General features: G+C 66.1%; 21 protein-coding genes and 1 tRNA gene. 10 read left to right on the top strand and 12 right to left on the bottom strand.

Features of this window, described 5'->3' with window-relative positions:
* The first annotated feature begins 13 nt into the window (after positions 1–13).
* Both B6S44_RS17060 and B6S44_RS17055 read left to right on the top strand, forming a co-directional pair.
* Positions 14–655, top strand: a complete 642-nt coding sequence (locus tag B6S44_RS17060) for an outer membrane protein (RefSeq protein ID WP_164985864.1) — start codon at positions 14–16, stop codon at positions 653–655.
* Between the two features lie 262 nt (positions 656–917).
* Positions 918–1,601: a response regulator transcription factor gene (locus B6S44_RS17055; protein ID WP_129158084.1), complete on the top strand. Its 684-nt coding sequence runs from the start codon at positions 918–920 to the stop codon at positions 1,599–1,601.
* A gap of 9 nt (positions 1,602–1,610) precedes the next feature.
* On the opposite strand, the gene B6S44_RS17050 is transcribed toward B6S44_RS17055, so the two are convergent.
* Entirely contained in the window at positions 1,611–2,954 is a 1,344-nt protein-coding gene (locus B6S44_RS17050; RefSeq protein ID WP_129158083.1) for a sensor histidine kinase, read from the bottom strand.
* Positions 2,955–3,212: 258 nt separating this feature from the next.
* On the opposite strand from B6S44_RS17050, the gene B6S44_RS17045 reads away from it, so the two are divergent.
* On the top strand, positions 3,213–3,836 hold the full coding sequence (locus B6S44_RS17045; RefSeq protein WP_164985863.1) for an EipA family protein: 624 nt from the start codon (positions 3,213–3,215) through the stop codon (positions 3,834–3,836).
* A 28-nt stretch (positions 3,837–3,864) separates the two neighbouring features.
* Here the strand turns inward: B6S44_RS17045 and B6S44_RS17040 are convergent, their stop codons facing one another.
* Positions 3,865–4,548 (bottom strand): lysophospholipid acyltransferase family protein, encoded by a 684-nt coding sequence (locus tag B6S44_RS17040; protein WP_129158081.1) that lies wholly within the window; start codon positions 4,546–4,548, stop codon positions 3,865–3,867.
* A 79-nt stretch (positions 4,549–4,627) separates the two neighbouring features.
* Positions 4,628–5,371 carry an alpha/beta hydrolase gene (locus B6S44_RS17035; RefSeq protein ID WP_129158080.1) on the bottom strand — a complete coding sequence of 248 codons (744 nt, stop codon included), beginning with the start codon at positions 5,369–5,371 and terminating at the stop codon, positions 4,628–4,630.
* Positions 5,372–5,712: 341 nt separating this feature from the next.
* Between B6S44_RS17035 and B6S44_RS17030 the strand changes: the two genes are divergently transcribed.
* A complete protein-coding gene (locus tag B6S44_RS17030; protein WP_129158079.1) occupies positions 5,713–7,146 on the top strand; it encodes an aldehyde dehydrogenase family protein in 1,434 nt (477 codons plus the stop codon).
* A gap of 732 nt (positions 7,147–7,878) precedes the next feature.
* Here the strand turns inward: B6S44_RS17030 and B6S44_RS17025 are convergent.
* From B6S44_RS17025 to B6S44_RS17010, 4 genes are all read right to left on the bottom strand, one after another.
* Positions 7,879–7,953 (bottom strand) — tRNA-Val (locus tag B6S44_RS17025).
* 36 nt (positions 7,954–7,989) lie between these two features.
* Positions 7,990–8,688 (bottom strand): phosphoglycolate phosphatase, encoded by a 699-nt coding sequence (gph, locus tag B6S44_RS17020; RefSeq protein WP_129158078.1) that lies wholly within the window; start codon positions 8,686–8,688, stop codon positions 7,990–7,992.
* A 60-nt stretch (positions 8,689–8,748) separates the two neighbouring features.
* Positions 8,749–9,249, bottom strand: a complete 501-nt coding sequence (locus B6S44_RS17015) for a type II toxin-antitoxin system VapC family toxin (protein ID WP_129158077.1) — start codon at positions 9,247–9,249, stop codon at positions 8,749–8,751.
* Positions 9,246–9,962, bottom strand: coding sequence for a hypothetical protein (locus B6S44_RS17010; RefSeq protein WP_129158076.1), 717 nt, complete (start codon positions 9,960–9,962; stop codon positions 9,246–9,248). Before B6S44_RS17010 ends, B6S44_RS17015 begins: the two co-directional genes overlap by 4 nt.
* A 212-nt stretch (positions 9,963–10,174) precedes the next feature.
* On the opposite strand from B6S44_RS17010, the gene B6S44_RS17005 reads away from it, so the two are divergent.
* From B6S44_RS17005 to B6S44_RS16990, 4 genes are all read left to right on the top strand, one after another.
* On the top strand, positions 10,175–10,522 hold the full coding sequence (locus tag B6S44_RS17005; RefSeq protein ID WP_248309678.1) for a hypothetical protein: 348 nt from the start codon (positions 10,175–10,177) through the stop codon (positions 10,520–10,522).
* 133 nt (positions 10,523–10,655) lie between these two features.
* Complete coding sequence (locus B6S44_RS17000) at positions 10,656–12,107, top strand: NAD-dependent succinate-semialdehyde dehydrogenase (protein ID WP_129158075.1); 1,452 nt, start codon at positions 10,656–10,658, stop codon at positions 12,105–12,107.
* Positions 12,104–12,814, top strand: coding sequence for a ribose-5-phosphate isomerase RpiA (gene rpiA / locus B6S44_RS16995; protein ID WP_129158074.1), 711 nt, complete (start codon positions 12,104–12,106; stop codon positions 12,812–12,814). The genes B6S44_RS17000 and rpiA overlap by 4 nt, the downstream gene beginning before the upstream one ends.
* A gap of 154 nt (positions 12,815–12,968) precedes the next feature.
* On the top strand, positions 12,969–13,463 hold the full coding sequence (locus tag B6S44_RS16990) for a DUF2059 domain-containing protein (RefSeq protein ID WP_129158073.1): 495 nt from the start codon (positions 12,969–12,971) through the stop codon (positions 13,461–13,463).
* Positions 13,464–13,527: 64 nt separating this feature from the next.
* On the opposite strand, the gene B6S44_RS16985 is transcribed toward B6S44_RS16990, so the two are convergent.
* The 4 genes from B6S44_RS16985 to B6S44_RS16970 all read right to left on the bottom strand — a co-directional run bounded on the left by B6S44_RS16985 (position 13,528) and on the right by B6S44_RS16970 (position 18,086).
* Positions 13,528–14,952, bottom strand: a complete 1,425-nt coding sequence (locus B6S44_RS16985; RefSeq protein WP_129158072.1) for an APC family permease — start codon at positions 14,950–14,952, stop codon at positions 13,528–13,530.
* 107 nt (positions 14,953–15,059) lie between these two features.
* Positions 15,060–16,559 (bottom strand): tripartite tricarboxylate transporter permease, encoded by a 1,500-nt coding sequence (locus tag B6S44_RS16980; protein ID WP_129158071.1) that lies wholly within the window; start codon positions 16,557–16,559, stop codon positions 15,060–15,062.
* 13 nt (positions 16,560–16,572) lie between these two features.
* Positions 16,573–17,037: a tripartite tricarboxylate transporter TctB family protein gene (locus tag B6S44_RS16975; RefSeq protein WP_129158070.1), complete on the bottom strand. Its 465-nt coding sequence runs from the start codon at positions 17,035–17,037 to the stop codon at positions 16,573–16,575.
* Between the two features lie 86 nt (positions 17,038–17,123).
* Entirely contained in the window at positions 17,124–18,086 is a 963-nt protein-coding gene (locus B6S44_RS16970) for a Bug family tripartite tricarboxylate transporter substrate binding protein (protein ID WP_129158069.1), read from the bottom strand.
* A 293-nt stretch (positions 18,087–18,379) separates the two neighbouring features.
* Between B6S44_RS16970 and B6S44_RS16965 the strand changes: the two genes are divergently transcribed.
* Positions 18,380–19,657: an O-antigen ligase family protein gene (locus tag B6S44_RS16965; RefSeq protein WP_129158068.1), complete on the top strand. Its 1,278-nt coding sequence runs from the start codon at positions 18,380–18,382 to the stop codon at positions 19,655–19,657.
* Positions 19,650–21,023, top strand: a complete 1,374-nt coding sequence (gene gor, locus B6S44_RS16960; protein ID WP_129158067.1) for a glutathione-disulfide reductase — start codon at positions 19,650–19,652, stop codon at positions 21,021–21,023. Before B6S44_RS16965 ends, gor begins: the two co-directional genes overlap by 8 nt.
* Before the next feature lie 6 nt (positions 21,024–21,029).
* On the opposite strand, the gene B6S44_RS16955 is transcribed toward gor, so the two are convergent.
* On the bottom strand, positions 21,030–21,245 hold the full coding sequence (locus B6S44_RS16955; protein WP_129158066.1) for a hypothetical protein: 216 nt from the start codon (positions 21,243–21,245) through the stop codon (positions 21,030–21,032).
* Positions 21,246–21,250 lie beyond the last annotated feature (5 nt).

Raw genomic sequence — 21,250 nt, 5'->3', positions numbered from 1 at the left:
CAAGGAGCCTTTGATGAAGCGTCTTATCCCGATGGTTGGTCTCGGCCTGCTGGCCCAGCTCGCGGTCCCGGCCATGGCGGCCGATCGTCCCGCGCGCGTGCAGCAATACCAGCCGGCCTATTCGCAGCCGCGCCCCTATAACTGGAACGGCATCTATGCCGGTGTGCATGCCGGCGCCGCCTTCGATCGTTTCGAGGGGACCGCCAAGAAGAGCCGCAACGAAATCCTGCTCGGTGGTCAGGTTGGCTACAACCTCCAGATGGGCGGCCTCGTCACCGGCCTCGAGGCCGACATGTCGATGAACGGCTTCGGCAAGGGCGCCAAGCGCACCGGCGGCACCAGCGCCGACATGCGCTATCTGGGAACCTTGAAGGCCCGCGCCGGCTTCGCTTTCGACCGCCTCCTGGTCTACGGTCTCGGCGGCGTTGCCTATGGCAGCCTGAAGGCGAGCGACGGGCTCGTCTCGAAGGAGAAGAGCAAGATCGGTTATGTCGTCGGCGCCGGCGCCGAATACGGCATCACTGACAATCTCTCCGCCAAGGTCGAGTACAACTATGTCTCGCTCGGCAAGCAGAACTTTCAGTTCGCCAGCGGCCGGGCCCGTGTCGGCGTCAGCGAGCATGTCGTCAAGACCGGCCTGAATTACCGGTTCTGAATCCTGAAATCCCGGGCCGGTTGGCCGGTCCGGATCGCCTTGCGGCCCTGGAGCCCGTTCCGATCAACTTGCGCTGCAAGTTGATCGGCAAAACGGCCTCCCGGCAAAAAGTGGGAGACGGATTCACCGATCAGGTTGTTCTAACCTGATCGGATCCGGCTCCAACGGCCGCGCCAAGGCATGGATGGAGCGTGATGTGTCTGGATATTTCGCCCCTATTCCGGCATCACGTTCCATCCGTGCACCCTGAAACGACCCCTTAATGCGCGCACTGATCGTCGAGGACGAGCCTCAGCTGATGGCTTTCCTGTCCTCGCTCCTCACAAATGCCGGGCTGATCGCCGATCGCACGACCACGATCGATGCGGCGCTGGCGGCCCTGCGCTCGACGCCTTTCGACATCGTCATCGTCGATCGGCGCCTGCCTGATGGCGACGGCCTGTCGATCGTCAAGGCGCTGAACGCTTCCGATACGCGGCCCGCCTTCCTGATTCTGACCGCCCGCGACGCCAAGGCCGATGTGATCGAGGGCTTGAACGGCGGGGCGGACGACTACCTGATCAAACCCTTCGAGCCGGAGGAACTGCTGGCGCGCCTGCGGGTCATCATGCGCCGGCGCAATCCCAAGCGTTCGCTGGTGATCACCGCAGGCAATCTCTCGCTCGATCTCGAGGGGCGTTGTGCCTCCGTCGGTTCGGAACTGCTCGACCTGCGCCGGCGCGAGGCGCTGATCCTGGAAGCGCTGGTGCAGCGTGTCGGCCGCGTCGTCACCCGCGACGTCCTGATCGAGGCCGTCTACGGCTTCGACGACCTGATCGAGTCGAACACGCTGGAGGCGCAGATTTCGCGGCTGCGGCGCAAGCTCAAGGATGCCGGCGCCCGGGTCGAGATCACCTCGCTGCGCGGCATCGGCTATATGCTGAGGGTGTCGGAGCTGGCGCAGTAGCCCGGCGCCTCACGCGCTGCCGATCTCGCTCGGCGGGAAGACCAGCCGCACCATGGTGCCGCCGCCCGACCTGCCGAGGATAGCGAGCGTCCCACCATGCGCGGCCATGATGTCGCGCACGATCGTCAGGCCGAGCCCGGCCCCGGTGGAGTTCGGCGACATCCGGTTGAACGGCTCGGTGACTTGCGAGCGGTCGGAGGCCTCGATGCCGATCCCGTCATCGGCGACTTCAACCACGGCGCCATCGATCACCTTGACCAGGATCGTCGATTTCGCCTGGGCATGGCGCAGCGCGTTGTCGACCAGATTGGCGATCGCGGCGCGGACGGTCGGTTCGTTGGCGCTGATCAGCGATCGGCGATCGCCTTCCTCCTCCAGAGCGACATCGCCGCCATTGTTCAGGATCAAGGGCGCAAGGTCTGCCAGCACCGCACGGGCGAGGCCGTTGAGCTGCAGCGGCTCGAAGGGGAGCTCCGTGCTGTGCAGGCGTGCGAGCTGCAGCATCGACGAGACGATGGTGGTCAGCCGGCTGACGTCGGTGGTGAGCGCGAGCCGCATCTGATCGTTCGGCAGCGCGTCGATCCGGCCGCGCATCACGGTGAGCGGGGTGCGCAGCTCATGCGCGACATTGTTCATGAAGCGCTGCTGCACCTCCATGTTCCCGGCGATCTGGTCGAGCGCGGCATTGAGCGCCGTGGTCAGCGGCATCAGCTCGATCGGGGTTTCCTCGGTCGGCAGCAGGCCGCGTGGCGCTCTCGGGTCGATCCGTGCAGCGGCCTCTGCGGCGCTGCGCAGCCGCTCGCCGATATAGGACACCGACATGGCGATCGCGCCTGCGATCAGCAGGCCGAAGACCACCGAGATCGCCAGCGCCGAGCCTGCAATGGCCCGCAAGTAGAAGCCGAGGATCAGATCCCAGCCCGGTCGGCCGCCGCCGGTCGCGACGATGAAGCGGCTGCCGTCCTTCTCGATCACGTCGAAGGCGAGCGCATTGTCGCCGCCGACCCGCATCTGCGCAGCGATGGTCGGCCCGTCGAGCCGAATGTCGATCGGCAGGCCCGGCCGCAACTCTGGCGCATACTCGACGACGGAACGTCCATCCGAGACTAGGTACCAGAGCCCGGGGCTGGTGCGCTCGATCCGGGTCAGGTCTGCGGTCTTCTCGACCTGCAAGGCGTTGCCGGACTGCTGGCGCACGCCTTGCCGGATGATCTGGGAGGTGACGTCGTTGCGCAGGGCGCCAGGATCCTCGGTAATCAAGGCGAAGGCGATGACAGCACCGATGAAGGCCGTGAATAGGACGATGCCGAGCAGCGATAGCCGCAGGGTGAGGGCGCGCGACAGTGAGGTCATGGCCGGTCTCCGCTATCATGCCGGGCTGCGCGGCGACCTTCTCTGGAGAGCAGGTCTGTCGCTTGCGATCGGCTGGAGATTGATGCGGCGTTGCGGGTCGTCACGGAACCTCGATCGGGGTATGGCTTGCGGAGCGGGGCGCTCGCCTCTTCCTGTCTCTGCATGGACCGTATTGCCATTGCCGTTCAACTCTCTCCCGGAGCTGCCGGCCTGATGTCCGCGTTACGCGTCATCCGGAGTTGGCCTGGGCTGCGCTTCATGCTGGCCACGCTGCTGGCCCTGGTGCCGAGCCTCGTGCTCGCGCAGGGGGCTGTCACGAAAGGGGATGTCCGGGCCGGCCAGCTGCCGACAACCCCGCGGCAGGATATTTTCGGGATCGTCGAGGGCGTCTTCGACACCGCTTCCAAGACAGTCAGCATCCCGATCGAACGCTCGCTCGCGCTCTTCGGCGAGCCGAACGCGTATATCGTGGGCGGAGAGCTCAGCGGTTCCTTCGTGCTCGGCGGCCGCCATGGCAGCGGCGAATTGCGCTTCTCCGATGGGATTCCGATGCCGGTGAGCTGGTCGGCGCTCTCCGTCGGCATCGGCCTCGGCGCCGACTACGGCCGGGTGATCATGCTGGTCTACGGGCTCGACCGCTACGAGGACGTGTTTGGTACCTATGCCAGCCTCGGCGGCAGCGCCCATTTTCTCGCCGGTGCCAACGCCACCATCCTGGCTTCCACGCGCGCCCGAATCGTTTTGATCTCCTCCGGCCTCGGCCTGCGCCTTTCCGGCGATCTCAGCCGCATCGTCATCGAGCCGGCGGGTGTGCAGGAACAGCTGCGCCCGCCCGGCAGGATCTGCCCCACGCCGGCCGACTGCCCCCCGCCGGGCCGCTGACACGTCTCGGATAAACAGGGCCGCGGTCCTAGCGGCGCCGCTCGAGAAGGCGACGTGCCGTGGCATGCAACTCGTCGAGCTGGCTCGAAATATCGAGCGCGATCAGGCCCATCTCGCGCTCATCGGCCGACCGGCGGACGTAGAGCGGCTCCGACCACAGGACGCAGCCACGACCGAAGGGCAGGGCGATGCTGGCCTTGTCCCAGTTGTCGAGCTCGAAGCGCGCGCTGGTCACCGCGGCGAAGAGATAGATCGGCCGACCCGTGGCGCGCGCGAGCTGGACTGCGCCCTGGCCGGCGACGCGCGCGACCTTCGGGACATCGGCGGTGAGCAGGAGGCTGGTGCCCCCGCGCAGGGCCTCACGCATCTCGAAGAAGGCGGGAATGGCGCGCTTGGCCTGGATCTTCGTGCGACTCTGCGTGCCCGAACCGCGGATGACGCGGAAGCCGGACCGCCCGACCACCGAGGCCACCACGGATCCGTCGAAATGCAGCGAGGCCAGGATCGCGACCTGCGAGGCGCCGTCTAAGGCCGCAAGGCTCAACATCTGCTGGCCATGCCAGGTCAGAGCGATGAAGGGCTCACGGCTGCGCTCCCACGGCCTGGCGCCCGGGATCGCCGGCTTGAAGCGGGTCGTCCGCTGGACGAAATCGAGATAGGCGTGCAAGGCGCGGCCGGCGATTGCCACGGATTGTCCATTGCCGAATCGCATGATCCGATCTCCACGGTGGCCCCGGTGGAGTGGTCGTTGCGTCGGTTTGCTCGAACATTGCGCGGCTGTGCGGCCGCCTTCAGCGCATCATGAACTTGACGATGCGGGCGACGAACTCCTCGTCCTGCCCGGCGAAGCCGTGATGAGCGCTGGAGCGGCACGGATTGGCCTCGTCGGCATTGCCGCCACTCATCCACTCGATATGGGCCCGGCCGCCGGCCCAAGCCTGAAACGGAGCAACGCCGGCAGGCTGTGTCCAGCGGCAGCGATCCTCGCGATGGTGCAGGGCGAGTGTTCGCGGCAGCCGGTTCGGCGTTCCCAGGATGCTCTGGACGGTGTCGTCGGGCCCGGATGCCTTGCTGAGGAAGCCGGAGGTCAGGACGAGCCTGTCCGGCATGGCGCCCTCCACGAGTCCTTCGGCGGCTCGTTGCGTGCCCTTGCTGGTGGCGATCACGATGACCGGGCGCTTGATCGCGGCCATGTGGTCGACTGCAGCGGAGAGGTTCGTCCCGAGCTCAGCGAGAAGCACGTTGTAGCCTTGTGCGACGAACGCATCGCGGTTGCGGATCAGGACGTTGTCTCCGGCCTTGCCGAAGCGCGCGCCGCTGCCGACCTCGAGACGCCCGTCGCCGCCGGTTAGCAGGATCACGCTGCCCTTGGGATGTGGAGCCCGGATGAGGATGCTGCGGACGCCGCTGATCGTGACGGTCTCGCCGCCCTTGACCGTGATCGGCGCCTCGGCCCGAGCCGACGGGGCGGCGAGCCACAAGGCGATCGCGAGGGCACTGAGCGCGCGCGAGGCACGCTGCTGAAATCCGAACATGGTAGGTGTCATCCATTCACTTGACGCGGCGCAAGGTCTCGCGACTCGAAGATGTCGCGCCTGCGCCCTCCGCCCAGGATTCGGTGGCTACATTGCACGAAATGTGCAGCCAGCTTCTCGCTGGCGTTCCTGCTATCTCCGTTCGGCCGGAAAGGCGCCCAGTTTCAGCAATTCGTCCTCAGCCGCTCCCGCGCAGGGTATTCCCCCCATTCGCCCACCGCGCGATGACAGGCGGCTCCGGGCTGCTACGCTGTATCTGACAAGACACAGCGCAGATGCCGGCCGGTCCGCATGTCCGGCCGAGCGTCGCGTACATAGGTCCACAGGAAGGAAGCCCGATCATGTCTCATGCCCTGCAGTTCTATATTGACGGTGCCTGGGTCGACCCCGCCGCAGGGTTGAAGACCCTGGACGTGATCGACCCTTCGACCGAGGAGGCCTTCGCGCAGATCGCGCTCGGCAGCCAGGCCGATGTCGACAAGGCCGTCGCGGCGGCGCGCGCCGCCTTTCCGGCTTTCGCCGCAACCTCGAAGCAGGAGCGCCTGGCGCTGATGCGGCGCCTGCTCGACGCCTACAAGGCGCGCTATGCCGATATCGCGGACGCGCTGTCGCAGGAGATGGGCGCGCCGAAGGAATTGGCTCACCGGGCACAGGCCGCGATGGGCACCGGCCATCTCGCCAAGATGATCGAGACGCTGGAGAATTTCGAGTTCGAGGAACTGCGCGGCACCACCCTTATCGCCAAGGAGCCGATCGGCGTCGTTGGCATGATCACGCCCTGGAACTGGCCGCTGAACCAGATCATGTGCAAGGTCGCGCCAGCCCTCGCGGCCGGCTGCACCATGGTGCTGAAGCCCTCCGAGATCGCCCCGATGAATGCGATCATCTTCGCCGAGGTGATGCACGAGGCCGGCGTGCCGAAGGGCGTGTTTAATCTCGTCAATGGAGATGGCCCGACGGTCGGCGAGGCGATCTCGCGCCATCCCGGCGTCGACATGGTCTCCTTCACCGGCTCGACCCGCGCCGGCATCCTGGTTGCCAAGGCGGCCGCCGACACGGTCAAGCGCGTGCATCAGGAACTCGGCGGCAAGTCGGCCAACATCCTGCTCGACGACGTCGACCTGAAGCGGGCAGTGAAGCTCGGCGTCGAGAGCGTCATGCGCAACTCCGGCCAGTCCTGCAATGCGCCGACGCGGATGTTCGTCCCGGCCAAACTGCACGAGGACGCGCTGGCCATCGCCAAGGCGACCGCTGAACCGCTCAAGGTCGGCGCGCCGTCGACGGAGAGTGTTTTCCTCGGCCCGGTCGTCAGCGAAACCCAGTTCGACAAGATTCAGCGCCTGATCGAGAGCGGCATCAAGGAGGGTGCGACCCTGGTCACGGGCGGGCCGGGCCGACCCGAGGACCTCAACCGCGGCTACTTTGTCCGGCCGACGGTCTTCGGCAACGTGACGGACGAGATGACGATCGCGCGGGAGGAGATCTTCGGGCCGGTGCTGTCGATCCTGCCCTATGAGAGCGAAGAGGAAGTGATCGCACGGGCGAACGACACGCCCTACGGGCTCGCCTCCTACGTCCAATCCGGCTCGCTCGAGCGGGCGCGCAAGGTCGCGGCGCAGATGCGCTCCGGCAACGTCTACATCAACTATCCCGCCTGGGACGCCGGCGCTCCGTTCGGCGGCTACAAGCAGTCCGGCAATGGCCGCGAATATGCCGATTTCGGCCTCGAGGAATTCCTCGAGATCAAGGGCACGGTCGGCTACGCCGCAGCCTGATCCAGACTCACTGGCATGGTAAGGCTTGTGCCCGAAAGGCTTACGCCCGGACGGCTGCCTCGAAATTCCATGGCGGTTTTGCGCGAGCCGCCTGATAGCTTTACCCGGCGACTGCGGATGTAACAGCGCATGGGGTATGGGAGTTCGACGGGCGGATCGGCAAAGGCCCCCGCGTGCGAGGGTTGTTCATCTCGGAAGGGGTGAATACGCCGCCCGTCGAAGTCTCCTGGAAATCCGGCTTTTCGAGGCTGGGCCTCTCTTGCCTCAGCGTCTCTTCGGCCTCTTCAGCAGCCCCGCGTCGATCGCAAGCTCTATGTCGATTTCCGCAAGGTCCTCGCTGGTCAGCTTGAGATCGCGTCTCAGCCTGCGTTGGGTGTCGAGGTCGATCGGGGTTTCGGTTGAGTGCGGCGCTTCAGCAGCCGGCCGCTTTCGGCTTTTAGGCATGGGCATTTGCCGGGTACGCCCGAAGGTGTCCTTTGGATGCAGTGGCTCCCCGGCCCGACCATGATGCAGTTCTTTTTGACCTGCTGCCGCAGGCGACTGCACTGCCAAGGCCCAGGCGTCACACCCTCCCTAGCGGCGCATCCCATTCCGCTTCACCCCGTCTCAGCTCTCCGCTGGGGGAGAGGGGAAAAGCGAGGAGGGGTCGATCGAATCGGGACCGGGTTCCCCAGATCTTCCCTGTGCATTTGCGCGCCAGTGCACCGGGTCTTCCGAAAATGTCGGGGGAAATGGTGGGCGGCACAGGGATCGAACCTGTGACCCCTCCCGTGTGAAGGGAGTGCTCTACCGCTGAGCTAGCCGCCCGGACCGCGCTGTTCCTAGTGGCGCGCGCCTGCGCCGTCAAGAATGAGTAGCGAGCGCCGGTTCGCGGTTGGTCAGCTTGCGCACAGCATCCGGAAGTTCGCTGAAGTGCTGGATCACCAGATCGGGATCGAGAGCCTCGACCGGCACGTCGGTATAGCCGAACGGCACGCAGACCACCGGGATCCCCGCAGCGCGCGCCGTGCTCACATCGGTGCGCGAATCGCCGACCATGACCGCCCGCTGCGGATCGGCGCCGGCCTCGGCGATGGTCTGGGTCAGATGGCGTGGATCGGGCTTGAAGAAGGGAAAGCTGTCGCGCCCTGCGATCGCGGCGAAACGCCCGGTGATGCCGAAATGGTCGAGGATCAGCCTTGTGTGCAGGATCGGCTTGTTGGTGCAGACGGCGAAGACGAAGCCGTCGGCCGCAAGCGCATCGAGCGCGCCAATCACGCCGTCATGGACATAAGAGTCCTTCGCGACGGCGCCAGCATAGATCACCAGGAATTCCTCGAACAATTGCTCGAGCTTCTCGGCATCGAGCGGGCGGCCGCTGACCTTGAAGCCGCGCTCGATCAAAGCTCGCGCACCGGCGCCGACCAGTTCGCGCGCCCGCTCGATCGGCAGCGCCGGCAGCCCTTCCCGTTCGAGGATGACGTTGAGCGTGTGCATGATATCGGGAGCGGTCTCGGCGAGGGTGCCGTCGAGATCGAAGACGACGATCGGGGGCAGCGACATGGGCAATCCTGTGACGTGGCCCTGTGCATAAAGGCTGGCCGGCACCGCTTGGCAAGGCGTTTAGACGCCCTCGAACGTGCCTTGTGAATCTTCTGGCGGCAGCGGCAGATCGTCGATCCAGATAATCTCGATACCGCTATCCCGCAGATGCGCACGCAGACCTGCATCGTCAGTGCAAACAGCCTTGGCCCTGCGCACCTTGGCTGTTGCAGCGATCATCGCATCGTACTTCATCTTCACGCGCCATCCAGGCAATCGCTCTGCCGCGGGAATGCGGTCTTGTGCCTTCTTGATCATCTCCCCAGTCTCGATGGCGATGACAGCGTCGAAGGGCTGGACGGTGAAGAACCGACTTTGGATAAGCGTGGCGGCTATCTCTTCGATGCGGTCGATGCGACCGGCAACGATTTCCGCTACCACTGGTGCGGGAATGACAATCTCGGTTCTCTGCCGAGTCAGTTCTTGGATGAAGAACTCGACACGTTCGCGTCCCCGATCGAGATGGGGCATTGCGCCAGGGTCCAAGAGCAGCACAAGAAAGTTCGCATCGACTACGATCATGCGCGCCGTAGCTCTTGGATCAGATCAATAGCCTTTTGCGCGCTGCCTTCCGGAAGGAGGCTGCCGGCATGACGAAGCACGTCATCAAGGGGTTTGTCGTCAAGAGGCGTGAAGTCGGTGACATCGAGATGTTCCAGACACCACTGTCCCTCTGTATTGCGGCGCCATCTTCCGCGGCCCGAGAGTCTTACATGACGATGAAAGTAATTGCCGAGGTCGCGCGCCAAATCCGCACGAACGACAATCCGGCCAGCGAGGCCAGCTTCATCCTCGATGCCTACCGAGACGTCGTCGCCATAACCCTCAAGGCGGACCAACCGCCCTTGAATCGCGGTCTCCTGTCGGAGAGGCCCGACCGGCTTGGAAGGGGCCGCTGAGCCAGGAAAGGGAATTATCTCTCCGCCCGGGAGTTCCAGATTGGCTCTGGCACCGTCTTTGCCTAGTCGCTCATTTAGCCGAAGCCATGCGGCCTGTGCTTCTTTGGGCCCGTCTCCCTGCGCTGCACTGCGCACTCGCGGGCCGACAAGAGGGCGCACTTCCTGGTCGATTGCCACCGCAAGTCTGATACTTCCGGCTTCGATGCGATCGAGGTGGACGTGCTCTTTCGAGCCGAGAAGCTGGGCGAGATCGCTCAGATAATCGGCCAACCTTGCCATTGGCAGTGTCTCAGGCGTGAAGCCTGCTATGTGGAAAGTGTATTGGGCAGCGGTCATCCGGGCTCCTAATAGAGCGGAGCTTTACCATCGATAGCACCATGAAGGCTCGACCTTAAGCAAGCCTTGCACGCCACGATGGCAAGAGCGAGTCATAAAGGTGATCGCTGCCGAGCGGCATGATAGCCTCCGCCCGAATCGTCGAGAGGGTCGTAGCGGTGCCGAAACTGTCGAGCTGTCCCAAAAGCTCCTTTGGCCGCTCCCTTGTCCGGGTGCTGGGCGCTGGTCTGTTCGTCTTGCCCGCCTTCGGGGCGGCGCTTGCCGCGCCGTTCGAGTTTGCACCGGCGCCGCAGACCGACCTCAACCGCGTCTATCGCATCGACAAGGCGACGGGCGAGGTCGGCGCCTGCCAGTTCCAGCTCAAGGAGGGTGGCGTCGGCGTCACCGTCTGCTTCCCGGCGGGCGAGGGGGCCGGCCCGCAGGCGCCCAGCGACTATGTGCTCGTTCCCTCGCGCCATGAGCGTGAAGGCGGCATCTTCCGCGCCAATGTCCGCACCGGCGAGCTCAGCGTCTGCTACGTCTTCGACGACAAGGTCGTTTGCACACCGATGGTGAAATAGCCGCTGCGGCCGAGCTGGTGACCGAACGGTAACTGCAATCTGCGCACCGCGTGCATGCGGCGTTTTGCTATCGGCAAGCGCTCGCCGCGCATGCTAGAGCCCGGGCAACCCGTTCATGACGCCGGAGGCTCGCATGCTTACGCTCAAGGATCCCTCGCTGCTGCGCGCGCAGTGCCATGTCGACGGCGCCTGGATCGGCGAGGGCGTCGATGTGGTCGACAATCCGGCGACGGGCGAGGTTCTGGCCAAGGTGCCGCGCTTCGGCGCCGACGAGACCACTGCCGCGGTCGAGGCCGCCTCGCGCGCCTTCAAGCCCTGGGCGAAAAAGAGCGCCAAGGAGCGCTCGCTCATCCTGCGCAAATGGTTCGATCTGATCATGGCGAACCAGGAGGACCTGGCGCAGATCATGACGGCCGAGCAGGGCAAGCCGCTCAGCGAAGCCCGCGGCGAGGTCGCCTATGCCGCCTCCTTCGTCGAGTTTTACGCCGAAGAGGCCAAGCGCATCTATGGCGAGACCATTCCCTCGCCCTTCCCGAACTCGCGCATCATCGTCGCAAAGCAGCCGGTCGGCGTCTGCGCTGCGATCACGCCCTGGAACTTCCCGGCGGCGATGATCACGCGCAAATGCGCGCCGGGCCTGGCGGCGGGCTGCACCTTCGTGGTCAAGCCGGCGCCGGACACCCCGCTGACCGCGCTGGCACTGGTCGCACTCGCCGAACGGGCCGGCTTCCCCAAGGGCGTGATCAACATCGTCACCGGCGATGCGGTCGCGATCGGTGGCGTGATGACCAGCCATCCGGCCGTGCGCTTCATCGGCTTCACCGGCTCGACGCCGGTCGGCAAGCTCCTGATGCAGCAGGCGGCCACGACGGTGAAGAAGGTCGGGCTCGAGCTCGGCGGCAATGCGCCCTTCATCGTCTTCGACGATGCCGATCTCGACAAGGCGGTCGAGGGCGCGATCATCGCCAAGTTCCGCAACATGGGCCAGACCTGCGTCTGCACCAACCGGCTCTTCGTCCAGGACGGCATCCATGATGACTTCGTCGCGAAGTTCGCCGGCGAGGTCGCGAAGATGAAGGTCGGCAACGGCGTCGAGGTCGGCGTCGTGCAGGGACCGCTGATCAACGAGCGCGCGGTCGAGAAGGTCGAGCGCCATGTCGCCGATGCGGTCGCGGGCGGCGCCAAGGTGATGGTCGGTGGTCGCCGCCACGCGCTCGGCCGCACATTCTACGAGCCGACGGTGCTTGCCGGTGTGACTACCAAGATGCTGGTCACCCGCGAGGAGACCTTCGGCCCGATCGCGCCGGTCTATCGCTTCACGAGCGAGGACGAAGTCGTCGCCATGGCCAACGACACGCCCTTCGGCCTGGCCGCCTATTTCTACACCAAGGATCTCGGCCGCGCCTTCCGCGTCGCCGAGGAGCTGGAATATGGCATGGTCGGCGTCAATTCGGCCATTCTCGGCACCGAGGTTGCGCCCTTCGGCGGCGTCAAGGAATCCGGCCTCGGCCGCGAGGGCTCGCTCCACGGCATCGAGGAGTTCGTCGAGATCAAGTACATGCTGATGGGTGGGCTCGGCGCGTGAGCGAGGATCTGAAGAAGGCGGCCGCTTTGGCGGCGCTGGAGCTGGTGCGGCCGGGCATGCGGCTCGGTCTTGGCACCGGCTCGACCGCGAAGCTCTTCGTCGACGGGCTCGGGGCGAAGGTCGCCGCCGGCCTTGAGGTGCTTTGTGTCGCGACCTCAGAGGCAACGCAGGCGCAGGCGCTCGGTCTTGGTATCCCGATGTCGACGCTCGACGAGACGCCAGAGCTCGACCTCACCATCGATGGCGCCGACGAACTCGACAGCGCCTTGCGGCTGATCAAGGGCGGCGGCGCCGCGCATCTGCGCGAGAAGATCGTTGCTGCCGCTTCGAAGCGCATGATCGTGATCGCCGACACCGGCAAACAGGTCGAGACGCTCGGTCGCTTCCCGCTGCCGATCGAGGTCGTGCCCTTCGGGCTCGAGGCGACGCGTCGCGCGGTCGCTGCCGCGATCGCTTCGGCTGGGGCGCATGGCGAGCTCATTCTGCGCAAGCGTCCCGATGGTTCGACGCTGCTGACCGATGGCGGCCACTACATCCTCGACGCGCATCTTGGCCGGATCGAATTGCCCGAGGTGCTGGGGCTGGCACTCAACGAGGTTCCCGGGGTGGTCGAGCACGGCCTGTTCCTTGGCCTGGCGACGGCGGCCTTCCTCGCCGGAGCCGACGGTGTCCGCGTCCTCGGCGATCCTGCCGCCGAGCGCCGTTGAGACTAGCTTGACGACCTGATCCAGCCGCAAAAGTGGTTTCCACTTTGGCTGGACATGTTCTAAGAGCGGCCGGCGGCTGCGCCTGGTCAGGGACGTTGCCGCGCCAAAACAATGGAATCGCCGCATTCCGGACGATCGACGAAGGGGTAATCGCATGATCCGTCACAGCCTGGCAGGCGCGCTTTTTTCGCTGGCGTTGTTCATGGTGCCCGCGCTCGCGCAGCAGGCGCCGACGCCGGAGCATCTCAAGGCCGCCCGCGAGGTCGTGGTCTCCTCCGGCCTGTCGCAATCCTTCGACTCGATCTATGCCGAATTCACCGCCGGTGTCCGCCAGAGCTTCGGTGCTACCCGCCCCGAGCTGAAGAAGGACATGGACGAGGTCCTGACCGCGCTCAAGGCCGAGGCCGATCTCCGGCGTGACGAGATCGTTGATGGCTCGGCCCGGATTTTTGCCAGCAAGATGACCGAGGCCGACCTCAAGGACGTCGCAGCCTTCTTCAACTCGCCGGTCGGCCAGCGCTATAACTCCTACCGCCCACAGGTGATCGACGAGATCTTCGCGCTGCTGCAGCCCTGGAGCACCGCGACCAGCAACCGGCTCTTCGACCTCTTCCAGGCGGAGATGCGCAAGCGCGGCCATCAGCTCTGAGCTGCAAGCCTCGCTCTCGCTAGAAAAAGGCCGCCAGCGCAACCGGCGGCTTTTTTCTTGGCGCTCAGTTCACCGGCCCGCCTCTGCCGAGGTCTTCCATCGTCGGGTCACTCGGCCGCACGCCGGCGGCGCGGTTGACCATCACGGTGACGAACCAGAGCACGATGCCGATCCCGATCAGGATGCCGGCGATCTTGTACTGGACAGGGTCGCGCCCGGTCCAGGGACCGGCGAAGAAGGCGCAGGAGATCGCTCCTATAATCGGCAGGATCGTCGGGGTGCGGAAATGTTCGTGCTCGACCGTGTCCTTGCGCAGCATCAGCACGGCGATGTTGACGACCGTGAAGACGCAGAGCAGCAGCAGCGCCGTCGTGCCGCCCAGCGCCGGCACCTCGCCGACGAAGGTGATCAGCGCGAAGGCGAGCAGCGTGGTGAAGCCGATCGCGATGTAAGGGCTGCGGCGCGTCGGGTGGACCTTGCCGAGCACCGGCGGCAGCACATGCTCGCGGCTCATGCCGTAGACCAGCCGGCTCGCCATCAGCATGTTGATCAGGGCGCTGTTGGCGACGGCGAACATGGTGATGAAGCCGAAGATCCAGATCGGGAAGTTCGGTGCACCGGCCGCGACCACCTTGAGCAGCGGCGTCTCGCCCTCGCCGAGCTGCTCGGGCGAGACCAGTGTGATCGCCGAGATCGAGACCAGCACGTAGATCACGCCGGTGATGACGAGGCCGGCGAGCAGGATCTTCGGGAAGATCCGCGTCGGATCCTTGGTCTCCTCGGCCATGTTGACCGAGTCCTCGAAGCCGACCATCGCAAAGAAGGCGAGCGTTGTCGCCGCGATCACCGGCCAGAACATGCCGCCATCGGCCGCCGGCTTGAACTGGGTGATGCGCGAGACGTCGCCCTGGCCGGCGGCGATCGCCCACAGGCCGACGAAGATCACGATCAGCAGGCCGGTCAGCTCGACGCAGGTCAGCACGACGTTCGCCTTCACGCTCTCGCCGACGCCGCGGAAGTTCACCGCCGCGACGATCGCCATGAAGCCGAGCCCGATCAGGGTGATGCCCATGCCGCCTGAGAGGTTCAGGCCAAAAGCGTGCGACATGTTCGCGGCAAAAGCGCGCGAGGCGGTCGAGGCCGAGGTTATCCCTGAGCACATCACCGCGAAGGCGACGATGAAAGTGATGAAATGGACGCCGAAGGCTTTGTGCGCATAGAGCGCGGCGCCGGCGGCGCGCGGGTACTTCGTCACCAGTTCGAGATAGCTGAACGCCGTGATCATCGCGACGACGAAGGCGACCAGGAAGGGCAGCCAGACGACGCCGCCGACCTGTTTCGCCACCTGGCCGGTGAGCGCATAGATGCCGGTGCCGAGAATATCGCCGACGATGAAGAGCAGCAGCAGCCAAGGGCCCATCACGCGATGGAGGCTCGGCTCGGCGCCTTCTTTTGGGCCGGCGGTCGGAGGTAGCGTCGTGTCGCTCATGGTTCATCCTCGCTCGACGGGCCGCAAGGCCGGTGAAGAGAAGAACACAGTCACGCCATATTTGTTCAAGCGCAATCTTGCAGTGCACGCGCCGGTTGCGCGTGCGCTCAGTCGTCCGAGGCCTTGAACTTGTTCAGCCCGCTCATCACGAAGGGCGCGACCAGCGCGATGAAGGCGATGCCGAGCAGCGTCGCCGAGATCGGGTTCTCGAGCAGGATCATCGGATCGCCGAGACTGATCTGCAAAGCGCGGCGCAATTGCGCCTCCGCCATCGGTCCAAGGATCAGTCCGACGACCATCGGCGCGACCGGATAATCGTAGCGCCGCATCAGATAGCCGAGATAGCCGAAGCCGAAGAGCATGCCGAGCTCGACCGGCGAGGGGTTGACCGCGAGCGTGCCCATGGTCGCGAAGACCAGGATGCCGGCATAGAGCCAGGGCTGCGGGATCGCGAGCAGCCGCACCCAGAGTCCGATCAGCGGCAGGTTCAGGATCACCAGCATGACGTTGGCGATGAAGAGCGAGGCGATCAGGCCCCAGACCAGGTCAGGCTTCTCGGCAAAGAGCAGCGGGCCGGGATTGAGCCCGTATTGCTGGAAGCCTGCGAGCATGATCGCGGCCGTCGCCGAGGTCGGCAGGCCGAGCGTCAGCAGAGGCACCAGCGTGCCGGCGGCGGAGGCGTTGTTGGCAGCCTCCGGCCCGGCGACACCCTCGATCGCGCCCTTGCCGAACTCTTCCGGATATTTGCAGAGCTTCTTCTCGGTCGAATAGCTGAGGAAGGTCGGGACCTCGGCGCCGCCCGCCGGCAGCGCGCCGATCGGAAAGCCGAAGGCGGTGCCGCGCAGCCAGGGCGCCCAGGAGCGCTTCCAGTCCTGCTTGTTCATCCAGAGCGAGCCCTTGATCGGGATGATCTCCTCCGGCTCGCGCCAGCGCTTGGAGGCGACATAGAGCGCCTCGCCGACGGCGAAGAGGCCGACCGCCAGCGTCGTCACCTCGACGCCGTTGAGCAGTTCGGGCACGCCGAAGGTCAGGCGCGCCTGGCCGGTCAGCTTGTCGATCCCGACGAGCCCGAGCGTCATGCCGAGGAACAAGCTGGTCAGGCCGCGCAGCGGGGAATCGCCGAAAGTCGCCGACACCGTGACGAAGGCGACGATCATCAGCGCGAAATAGTCCCACGGCCCGAACTTGACCGCGAGCTCGACCAGCCAGGGCGCCAGGAAGGCGAGGCCGATCGTGGCGATCAGGCCGGCAACGAAGGAGCCGATCGCCGCCGTCGCCAGTGCCGGGCCGCCGCGACCCGCCTTGGCCATCTTCGAGCCTTCGAGCGCGGTCGCGAGCGAGGCGCTCTCGCCCGGCGCGTTGAGCAGGATCGCGGTGGTCGAGCCGCCATACATGCCGCCATAGTAGATGCCGGCGAACATGATCAGCGAGCCGGCCGGGTCGAGCTTGAAGGTCACCGGCAGCAGCAGCGCCACGGTGAGCGCCGGGCCGATGCCGGGCAGCACGCCGACAGCGGTGCCGAGGAAGACGCCGATCAGGCAGAACAGGAGCTTGGATGGCTCGAGGGCGACGGAGAAGCCGTTGGCGAGCGAGAGCAGGGTTTCCATGTGTTTGGCTCCTTCAGCTCAGCAGCGCTTCGAGCGGCCCGGTCGGTAGCGACAGGGTCAGGAGCTTGAGGAAGAGCAGGTAGATCGCGGTACCGAGCACCAAGCCGATGGCGATGTCGGTGGGGAGCGCGTCGCGCCCGAAGCCGCGCGCCGTGCAGGAGAACAGGATCGCGGTGGCGACGATGAAGCCGCCGCCCAGCGCGATGCAGGCGATCAGTCCGACGAGCCCGCCGCCGACCCAGAGCAGCGCCCGCCCATCGGCTGCTTCCGGCTTCGGCAGCCCGTCCCTGAAGGCGACGAAGAGATGCGCGAGGCCGAGCAGCACCATGCCGGTGCAGACGACATAGGGCATCGCAGTCGGGCCGACGCCGTAATTGGAGGTGATCGTCTGGCGCGAGGCGTCGAAGGCGATGATCGCCGCTACCGCCAGAAGCAGGAACCCGACGACGAGGGCGGGGCGGTCGATGGTGCGGGACATGGGCGCGACCGTCAGTCTGGAGCGAAGGTGACGAAGGGCGGGCGGCCTTGCGGCTGCCCGCCCTCGATTGAGGTGTCAGGAGGGCCTTACTTCACCAGGCCGACATCCTTCATGACCTTCTCGACGCGGACCGTCTCGGTCTTCAGGAAGGCATCGAATTCGGCTGTGCCGAGATAGGCGTCGTCCCAGCCGCGGGCCTTGAGAATCTCGATCCATTCCTTCGACTTGACCAGCTTTTCGACCGCGCCGGAGAGCTCGGTCTTCTGCGCGTCGCTGAGGCCCGGAGGAGCGACGACCGAACGCCAGTTCAGCAACTCGACGTTGACGCCGCCTTCCTTCAGGGTCGGGGCGTCCGGAGCATTGGCGAGGCGCTTGCTGGCGCTGACGCCGATCACCCGCAGCTTGCCGGCCTTGATCTGGCCCTCGAACTCGCCGTAGCCGGAAATTCCGGCGGTGACGCGGCCGCCCAGCATGGCCGCGAGTGCTTCGCCGCCGCCCGAGAACGGGATGTAGTTGATCTTCTTCGCGTCGCCGCCAGCGGCCTCGGTGAAGAGCGCGGCGAGGATGTGGTCGGCGCCGCCAGCCGAACCGCCGGCCCAGGTCACCTTGGCCGGATCGGCCTTGACGCGGTCGGCGAGATCCTTGGCGTTCTTGACCGGCGAATCCGTCGGCACGACGATCACCAGCGCCTCGGCGGTCAGCCGCGCGATCGGCGTGACCTGAGTCAGGTTCACCGGCGACTTGTTGAGCAGGATGGCGCCGACCATGACGAAGCCGTTGACCATCAGCTGGTGGCCGTCGCCCTTGGCGCCGATCAATTGGGCGAGGCCGATGGTGCCGCCGGCGCCGGTGACGTTGGTGACCTGGACGCTCTTGGCGATGCCGGCCGCCGTCAGCGCCTGCTGCATCGAGCGCGCCGTGCCGTCCCAGCCGCCGCCGGGGGCGGCAGGAGCCATGATCTTCAGCTCCATCTGGGCGAAGGCGGCCGTGGTGAGGCCGGCGAGCGCGACGGCGGCGACGGCCCCGCGCTTGATGAAGGACGTGAGCATAGTTACCTCCCAGTGGCACGTTTTGACGCACCGATTGTCGACGCTCGCCTGTGGCACCGCATCGGACCGCGGATCAATTGCGCCTGATTGCATAATCACAAGTCAAGATGTTTCGCCTGAGAGGCCTGCGAGTGCACGAAAATTCGACACGTAACCGCGATCAACGTCGCCAAAGGTCGTAAACCTCGGGGGCGCATTCCGTTCGGCTGGTTCCGATCTCCCCGCAAAAGCGGTGCCCACATCTGCGGAACATGCTCTAGGCGCGGCATGCCCCATCGCGTAAGCCCCAGCGCATGAGCCAGACCTCTCCATCCGCCCATTCGGATGCCTCGCTGACGCGCGCAGGCGAGTCGCCGGCTAGCCGAGCCCTTCGTCTCGCCGGCATGGTCTGCCTCGTGCTGATGCCGCTCGCCGTGTGGCTCGCGAACCGTTCCGCGCCGTTGATGCTAGGCCTCGCTGCAGCTGCCTTTCTCGGCGCAACGCTGCTGTCGGAGCCGGTCGCTGTGAGCATCGCGCGCCTGCACCGCCTGCTGACGGCGCCGGTGGCATTGGCGATCGCGGCCTTTCTCGCCTGGGCGCTGATCTCGATCGGCTGGAGCCACAAACCGTCAGCGTCCCTGCAGGCCTGGGGAGAGCTGATCCTGCCGATCGTCTTTGCCCTGACGATCGCGGTTTCGGGGCGATGGCGGCCGACGCCGCTGCTGTTCCGCGCGCTCGCCTTGGCGGTCATCGTCGCGGCAGTGCTCGTGATGATCGAGCTTGCCTCCGGTCTGTCCCAGCGCGCTGCGCTCGGCACCGGCAAGATGATGACATTCGTCTTTAACCGCCCGGCGATCGTCCTGCTGCTGCTCGCCGTGCCGACTGCCCACGCGCTCTGGTCGCGGCCGGCCGGATGGCCTGATCGTGCGCTGGCCGCTCTGCTGGCTGTCGTCGTCATCGTCGTCGTCTTCCGCTCGGAAAGCGAGGCCGCCAAGCTCGGCGTGCTGGTGCTGGTCCCGTGCTGGACCCTGGCGGCTCTCGCACCGCGTGTCGCGCTCGCGTTGACCGCGCTCGCTTTTGTCCTGACCATGGCGATCGCCCCGCTGCTCGGTCCGACGGCCGAAAAGCTGTTGCCGTCCTTCGTGCTCAATCGCCTCGACGTCATGAGCGCCCAGGCGCGGATCGACATCTGGGACAGCTTTGGCGAGGTGGCCCGGGCCCGGCCGATCGCTGGCGCCGGTTTCGGCACCTCGGCGACGATGCATGAGCACAAGGTGGCGGCCGAGGTCTCGGCTGAGCATAGGACTCTGCTGGGAGTGGGCCATCCACATGACATGCCGCTGCAGGCCTGGGCGGAGACCGGTGTCATTGGCGCCGGCCTGCTGACGCTTGCTGGCCTGTTTTTGCTTGCTCGGCTCCGGCAACTGCCGGTAGCGGAGCTGGCGCCGCGCCTTGCCCTGTTCGCGGCCGCCTTCTCGATCGCGACAGTCGGACACGGCGCCTGGCAGGGCTGGTGGATCGCCGGCCTCGGCGCCGCCATTCTCTTTTTCGCTATGGATGCCGCGCCGCGGCAGGGAGACGCTCATGGCTGAGTTCGACGTCGATCTCTTCGTCATCGGCGCAGGGTCGGGCGGCACGCGCGCCGCCCGTATCGCCGCCGGCCACGGCGCCAGCGTGATGATAGCCGAGGAGGACCGCATCGGCGGCACCTGCGTCATCCGCGGCTGCGTTCCCAAGAAGCTCTTCGTCTATGCCAGCCGCTTCGCCGACGAATTCGAGGACGCCGCCGGCTTCGGCTGGAATGTCGGCAAGCCGGAATTCAACTGGCCGACGCTGCGCGATGCCGTCGCCAACGAGGTGACACGGCTCTCCGGCCTCTATCGCAAGGGGCTCGATGCCGCGATGGTCGAGATTCGCGAGGAGCGCGCTGTCGTCGCAGGTCCGCACGAAGTGCGGCTGCAGAAAAGCGGCGAGACGATCCGCGCCCGCCACATCCTGGTCGCGACCGGCGGCCATCCCGCCTTCGAGCCGCCGATTCCGGGCGGGGAGCTCGGCATCTCCTCCAACGAGGTCTTCCATCTGCCGAGCCTGCCGAAGCGCATGCTCGTCGTTGGCGGCGGCTATATCGCGCTCGAATTCGCCAACGTCTTCGCCCGGCTCGGCGTCGCGGTCACGCTGCTGCATCGCGGCGACAATGTCCTGCGCGGCTTCGACGAGGATCTGCGCTCGCGTTTGCGCGATGCGCTCGGCCATGCCGGCATCAAACTGCGCCTCGGCTGCACTATCGACCGGATCGAGCTGCTTCCCGACGGCTCGCGCCGGGCCCATTGCGCCCATGGCGCGCCGATCGATGCTGATGTCGTCCTCGTCGCGACCGGGCGCCGCCCCAATACGGCCGGCCTCGGTCTCGAGGCGGCGGGCGTCAAGCTCGGGCCGGCCGGCCAGGTCCTGGTCGACGCCGCCTCGCTCTCCAATATCCCCTCGATCGCCGCGGTCGGCGACGTCACCGACCGCGTCAACCTCACCCCCGTCGCGATCCGCGAGGGCCACGCCTTCGCCGACTCGACCTTCGGCGGCAAGCCGTGGACGGTCGAGCACACCCTCGTCGCCTCGGCCGTGTTCACCACGCCGGAACTCGGAAGCGTCGGTCTCACCGAGCAGCAGGCGCTGGCGACAGGTCGCGAGCTGCGCATCTTCGAGACCGGCTTCAGGCCGATGAAGGCGACGATCTCGGGCCGCGACGAGCGCATCTACATGAAGCTCGTCGTCGATGCGCAGACCGACCGGGTCATCGGCGTCCACATCCTCGGCCATGACGCCGGCGAGATCGTCCAGTCGGTTGCCATCGCCGTCACCATGGGCGCGACCAAGGCCGATTTCGACCGGACCATCGCGCTGCACCCGAGCGCGGCCGAGGAACTCGTCACCATGCGCACGCCCCGCAAGAGCGCGCTCTGAGAGGCATCAGACGCCGCGGTCGGCGCGGCGGCTGTCATAAATCAGGCTTGCATCGTCGAGCCCGATGTCTCGCGCCATATGAGCCGTCAGGCCTTCCTGGTCGAGGCGGTCGTCAAGCGCGACCAGGCGATTGCGTTGAAACTGGCGCAGCCGAAACAGCGCTGCTTTGATGGCAGGCATAAGGCTGACATATCCGTTTTTCCTGCTAACTTCGGCCGTCATTGCTC

This window comes from Allobosea sp. Tri-44 (assembly GCF_004123845.1).
GTDB lineage: Bacteria > Pseudomonadota > Alphaproteobacteria > Rhizobiales > Beijerinckiaceae > Allobosea.
Note: the sequence above shows the minus strand (reverse complement) of the source record. Positions and strands in the feature narration are given on the sequence as shown.

What these genes read in the sequence shown, in the direction of transcription:
- B6S44_RS17060 (WP_164985864.1), top strand. Translation starts at nt 14, where the DNA reads ATGAAGCGTCTTATCCCGATGGTTGGTCTCGGCCTGCTGGCCCAGCTC.
- B6S44_RS17055 (WP_129158084.1), top strand. Translation starts at nt 918, where the DNA reads ATGCGCGCACTGATCGTCGAGGACGAGCCTCAGCTGATGGCTTTCCTG.
- B6S44_RS17050 (WP_129158083.1), bottom strand. Translation starts at nt 2,954, where the DNA reads ATGACCTCACTGTCGCGCGCCCTCACCCTGCGGCTATCGCTGCTCGGC.
- B6S44_RS17045 (WP_164985863.1), top strand. Translation starts at nt 3,213, where the DNA reads ATGCTGGCCACGCTGCTGGCCCTGGTGCCGAGCCTCGTGCTCGCGCAG.
- B6S44_RS17040 (WP_129158081.1), bottom strand. Translation starts at nt 4,548, where the DNA reads ATGCGATTCGGCAATGGACAATCCGTGGCAATCGCCGGCCGCGCCTTG.
- B6S44_RS17035 (WP_129158080.1), bottom strand. Translation starts at nt 5,371, where the DNA reads ATGTTCGGATTTCAGCAGCGTGCCTCGCGCGCGCTCAGTGCCCTCGCG.
- B6S44_RS17030 (WP_129158079.1), top strand. Translation starts at nt 5,713, where the DNA reads ATGTCTCATGCCCTGCAGTTCTATATTGACGGTGCCTGGGTCGACCCC.
- gph (WP_129158078.1), bottom strand. Translation starts at nt 8,688, where the DNA reads ATGTCGCTGCCCCCGATCGTCGTCTTCGATCTCGACGGCACCCTCGCC.
- B6S44_RS17015 (WP_129158077.1), bottom strand. Translation starts at nt 9,249, where the DNA reads ATGATCGTAGTCGATGCGAACTTTCTTGTGCTGCTCTTGGACCCTGGC.
- B6S44_RS17010 (WP_129158076.1), bottom strand. Translation starts at nt 9,962, where the DNA reads ATGACCGCTGCCCAATACACTTTCCACATAGCAGGCTTCACGCCTGAG.
- B6S44_RS17000 (WP_129158075.1), top strand. Translation starts at nt 10,656, where the DNA reads ATGCTTACGCTCAAGGATCCCTCGCTGCTGCGCGCGCAGTGCCATGTC.
- B6S44_RS16990 (WP_129158073.1), top strand. Translation starts at nt 12,969, where the DNA reads ATGATCCGTCACAGCCTGGCAGGCGCGCTTTTTTCGCTGGCGTTGTTC.
- B6S44_RS16985 (WP_129158072.1), bottom strand. Translation starts at nt 14,952, where the DNA reads ATGAGCGACACGACGCTACCTCCGACCGCCGGCCCAAAAGAAGGCGCC.
- B6S44_RS16980 (WP_129158071.1), bottom strand. Translation starts at nt 16,559, where the DNA reads ATGGAAACCCTGCTCTCGCTCGCCAACGGCTTCTCCGTCGCCCTCGAG.
- B6S44_RS16975 (WP_129158070.1), bottom strand. Translation starts at nt 17,037, where the DNA reads ATGTCCCGCACCATCGACCGCCCCGCCCTCGTCGTCGGGTTCCTGCTT.
- B6S44_RS16970 (WP_129158069.1), bottom strand. Translation starts at nt 18,086, where the DNA reads ATGCTCACGTCCTTCATCAAGCGCGGGGCCGTCGCCGCCGTCGCGCTC.
- B6S44_RS16965 (WP_129158068.1), top strand. Translation starts at nt 18,380, where the DNA reads ATGAGCCAGACCTCTCCATCCGCCCATTCGGATGCCTCGCTGACGCGC.
- gor (WP_129158067.1), top strand. Translation starts at nt 19,650, where the DNA reads ATGGCTGAGTTCGACGTCGATCTCTTCGTCATCGGCGCAGGGTCGGGC.
- B6S44_RS16955 (WP_129158066.1), bottom strand. Translation starts at nt 21,245, where the DNA reads ATGACGGCCGAAGTTAGCAGGAAAAACGGATATGTCAGCCTTATGCCT.